The sequence below is a fragment of the Escherichia sp. 94.0001 genome (assembly GCF_013369155.2).
Classification (GTDB): Bacteria; Pseudomonadota; Gammaproteobacteria; order Enterobacterales; family Enterobacteriaceae; genus Escherichia; species Escherichia coli_F.
This window is the reverse complement of record NZ_JABWMS020000130.1, coordinates 1-3,326: the sequence shown is the minus strand read 5'-3', so window position 1 is coordinate 3,326 and position 3,326 is coordinate 1. Positions and strand designations below refer to the sequence as shown.

3 protein-coding genes and 3 pseudogenes are annotated in these 3,326 nt (G+C 43.2%); 3 read left to right on the top strand and 3 right to left on the bottom strand.

Going from position 1 to position 3,326, the window contains the following annotated elements; genetic code table 11:
• The 3 genes and pseudogenes from HEN33_RS26585 to HEN33_RS24405 form a co-directional block, all read left to right on the top strand.
• Positions 1–96 (top strand): annotated as a pseudogene (locus HEN33_RS26585) (3'-5' exonuclease); the annotation flags it as partial.
• A gap of 64 nt (positions 97–160) precedes the next feature.
• A complete protein-coding gene (locus HEN33_RS24410; protein ID WP_000113189.1) occupies positions 161–409 on the top strand; it encodes an excisionase in 249 nt (82 codons plus the stop codon).
• Complete coding sequence (locus HEN33_RS24405) at positions 387–1,517, top strand: phage integrase Arm DNA-binding domain-containing protein (protein ID WP_000113674.1); 1,131 nt, start codon at positions 387–389, stop codon at positions 1,515–1,517. Before HEN33_RS24410 ends, HEN33_RS24405 begins: the two co-directional genes overlap by 23 nt.
• 45 nt (positions 1,518–1,562) lie before the next feature.
• On the opposite strand, the pseudogene HEN33_RS24400 reads toward HEN33_RS24405, so the two are convergent.
• The 3 genes and pseudogenes from HEN33_RS24400 to HEN33_RS24390 form a co-directional block, all read right to left on the bottom strand.
• A pseudogene (locus HEN33_RS24400) lies at positions 1,563–1,688 on the bottom strand (OmpW family outer membrane protein); the annotation flags it as partial.
• A gap of 734 nt (positions 1,689–2,422) precedes the next feature.
• Positions 2,423–2,667: pseudogene (locus HEN33_RS24395) on the bottom strand (IS3 family transposase); the annotation flags it as partial.
• Positions 2,668–2,828: 161 nt separating this feature from the next.
• On the bottom strand, positions 2,829–3,257 hold the full coding sequence (locus HEN33_RS24390; RefSeq protein WP_001302903.1) for a DUF1076 domain-containing protein: 429 nt from the start codon (positions 3,255–3,257) through the stop codon (positions 2,829–2,831).
• Positions 3,258–3,326: the final 69 nt, after the last annotated feature.

The window sequence follows — 3,326 nt, the reverse complement described above, 5'->3', positions numbered from 1 at the left end:
GGTGAGCGCCATAATGCACTTGATGACGCCCGTTACCAGGCAAAATACGTTTCAGTTATCTGGCAAAAACTGATCCCGAATCAGGCTGATTTTTAATGTTCAACCCCGGTCGTTGCCCACCAGCTATAGTGGCGGCGACCATGATTAGCGAACGACGCTCATGGCAAGACTTATTCTGCTCACTGAGTGGGCAAAAGAGGAATTCAGTGAACCGGTCCCAACTCCGAGTACGTTAAGTAAATACGCTAAAGCCGGAATGATATTTCCTCTCCCCAAAAAAGTTGGAAGACGCTGGCGAGTGGATCCGCAAGCTCGCTTTGTCGGAATGGTAAACAAGCCGGAGGTGATCGCCACAGATCACCCTGCTTTGAAGAGGATACTGGAAGATGGCGCGCCCGCGAAAATATAAAACCGATGTTCCGGGATTATCTCCGTATTTTGACAAAAGAAATAACAAAGTTTACTGGCGTTACAGGCATCCCATAACAGGCAAAAATCACGGTCTCGGCAGTATTGACCAGAAACTGGCAGAAACTATTGCAGCAGAAGCGAACAGCCGTCTTGCCCGGCAGCAAATGGAACAAATGCTCAGTCTGCAGGAGAAAATTATTAGTGATACCGGCGGTTCATCAACCGTTACCATTTTTCTGAATAATTACAGAAAAATTCAACAGGAAAGATATGAAAACGGCGAGATCAAACTCAACACGCTGAAACAGAAAGCGGCCCCTCTCAGGGTATTTGATGAACGTTTTGGCACCAGACCGTTAGATGCCATAACCGTAAAAGATGTGGTATCAGTACTGGAAGAGTACAAGGCCAGAGGACATAACAGAATGGGACAAATTTTCAGGAAAGTACTGATCGATGTTTTCCGGGAAGCTCAGCAAACGGGCGATGTCCCGCCAGGCTTTAACCCTGCAGAATCGGCAAAAAAACCGCAGGTGCGGATATCAAGACAGCGACTGACTTTTGATGAGTGGATGATGATTTATAACGCAGCGGAAAAGGATGGTTACTTTTTACAGCGCGGTATGCTGCTGGCACTGATGACAGGCCAGCGCCTTTCAGATATTTGCAAAATGCAATTTTCGGATATCCGGGATGGTTATCTTCATGTCGAACAGCAAAAAACAGGAACCCGGATTGCCATCCCTCTGGCTCTGCGTTGCGATAAATTAAATCTCACCCTGGATGATGTGGTGTCATCCTGCCGCGATTGCGTTCTTAGTCCGTGGCTATTGCACCACCATCACGCGAAAGGGACAGCTAAGCGCGGCGGGATGGTTAAGCCAGCAACATTAACCGTTGCATTTAAAAAAGCCCGGGATTCTGTGGATTACAACTGGCGTGCTAATGGCACCCCTCCCTCTTTCCATGAGCAGAGATCTTTATCAGAGCGATTGTTCAGAGAGCAGGGGGTTGATACCAAAATTTTGCTAGGCCATTCGAATCAAAAAATGACCGATATTTACAACGACGCACGCGGTAAGGAATGGAAAAAACTGGTCATTTGATGACCAGTTTTGCAGAGGGGTTTTGCAGAGGTTTTGCAGAGAAAATTAAAAACGATATCCTGCGGAGAACATAAACACCCACGGATCCAGTCGTACCGAGTCTTTTACGGTAGTAACACCAGATTTGTACTTAGCCGTGGTATCGATATCCATGTACCACACTGGTAGATTTTACAAAACTCAATAACATATTATATTTAAAGGAAAAATACAGAATTTACGATGCTTTTTTATACAGATCTCTCGTGTTTTTAACTGATTGATTTTGTTGAACTCTTTTTTTGTTTTGCAGGAGTTACTCCTCTTACCTTATTGTCCACTCGATGACCAACACATTCACAACCCAAACCAGAATATCCTATCTATGAAGCATGTATCCGCACGCAGATTACTTATGGTTTACATTGTTCTACCACAATAGTCGCATCCTAAATGGGTGCGGTTGAGGATCACCATCCTTGAAGAGGATGCCCGCCACTTTAACTGCATGACAGGGCTATTTAAACAATCACTAAAAATCGCCCAAGAGCATTCTGTTTCTATAATGTATTCCAAGAGATTAAAAAATAATATCATACGTTATTCGGCAGAGTTCGTATGTACTACGGCGTCCCAACCATGTCCCAAAACAAAAATTTCTGCCCTATACACGTTCCAAAAAATTCAACAGCAAAGAGAGTCTGCTGACGAGTTGTTGATTCACTGATTAATACGTAAAATTGATAACTGCTGGAAATCATACAATACTCGTACTTTCGAAAGTTCGCTAACCAGGTGCTACACGCGAGGTGTTGCAGTTTTCTTTACGATTTATCATTCAATCCTAATCCATGCATGACATGTGGTGCCTGTGGGGTGATCCTACCTACGTAATGTGGACACAGCCCTAATCAAGGTTCTGTTTTTCAAAACAGTTCCGTGCTGAGACAGCCACAAGTACTGTGTCGGCACCACCGATTGTAATCACACTAGATCTAATTAAACACAGCCGTCTGCATTATTTCCCGACTCATAAAATATTAGCCGTAAATGCATTCGACTTTTAGTGAGTGGAAGAAACTTTCCGCCCTAGCATTATCGTAACAGCGCCCCTTTGCACTCATCCTGTCATGCAGGTATGCCGCTTCAGAAGCGCCTGATAATGCGTTGAAATCAGGACGGTGGCTACTTGCTATTCAGTTCACGATACAAAATGGGCAATATCCCTTAAGGACCAGCGAATAGCAATGAGTCACTTTATTATCAAGTTTGATGACCGCTTTGATGCTAACTTTTAATAAGAGTCTCTTCACACAAAATCGTGTACCGAGTCTACACTGAATAACAATCACTCCTCACCGTAAAGTGACCGATACTGCAATCAAACTCACACTGCTCTCTGGCCACAAGCATTGATAATGTTATTGGCTCTCTGCTTAGTGGGTGATGCATCCCATCATTAATTATACGAGAAAGAGCCATTTCATCATATAAACTACATACTCTGGAACCTTCAGCATTTCTTAAAAAAACACCTCGTTGAGGAATTGCCAGCGTAATCGGGCACTGTAATGCTTCATCTATGTAAGACATTTCTTCAATATTAACTAAAAATGAACATGAATGTAATCGCCGCTGTAACAATTCAATTCTGTTATCATTACTATGCATAAATTCAGAAATAACCTGCCCCATATATGTACTGAATACATCAAGAAATGAATTGCCTCCATTCAATTGATTTTCAACAGAATCAGCCAATCTAATGATATCGGCTAGGGAAGGTGCGAACAAGTTCCTGATATGAGATCATCATATTCATCCGGAGCG

What these genes read in the sequence shown, in the direction of transcription:
- HEN33_RS24405 (WP_000113674.1), top strand. Translation starts at nt 387, where the DNA reads ATGGCGCGCCCGCGAAAATATAAAACCGATGTTCCGGGATTATCTCCG.
- HEN33_RS24410 (WP_000113189.1), top strand. Translation starts at nt 161, where the DNA reads ATGGCAAGACTTATTCTGCTCACTGAGTGGGCAAAAGAGGAATTCAGT.